Origin of the sequence: Corynebacterium sp. HMSC067D03 (genome assembly GCF_001811185.1) — a bacterium.
Taxonomy (GTDB): Bacteria; Actinomycetota; Actinomycetes; order Mycobacteriales; family Mycobacteriaceae; genus Corynebacterium; species Corynebacterium coyleae.
The window spans coordinates 1-377 of record NZ_KV803799.1; the positions used below are offsets into that span (position 1 = coordinate 1).

Here is a 377-nt window from a genome sequence, read left to right on the forward strand (position 1 = left end):
ACGACGCGACAAACCACCTACGAGCTCTTTACGCCCAGTAATTCCGGACAACGCTCGCACCCTACGTATTACCGCGGCTGCTGGCACGTAGTTAGCCGGTGCTTCTTCTCTAGGTACCGTCACTTGCGCTTCGTCCCTAGCGAAAGGAGTTTACAACCCGAAGGCCGTCATCCCCCACGCGGCGTCGCTGCATCAGGCTTGCGCCCATTGTGCAATATTCCCCACTGCTGCCTCCCGTAGGAGTCTGGGCCGTATCTCAGTCCCAATGTGGCCGTACACCCTCTCAGGCCGGCTACCCGTCGACGCCTTGGTAGGCCATTACCCCACCAACAAGCTGATAGGCCGCGAGCTCATCCCACACCGAAAAAACTTTCCAC

1 rRNA gene is annotated in these 377 nt (G+C 58.9%); it reads right to left on the reverse strand.

What is annotated here, in order from left to right:
* A 16S ribosomal RNA gene (locus HMPREF2785_RS03100) occupies positions 1-377 on the reverse strand; the annotation flags it as partial.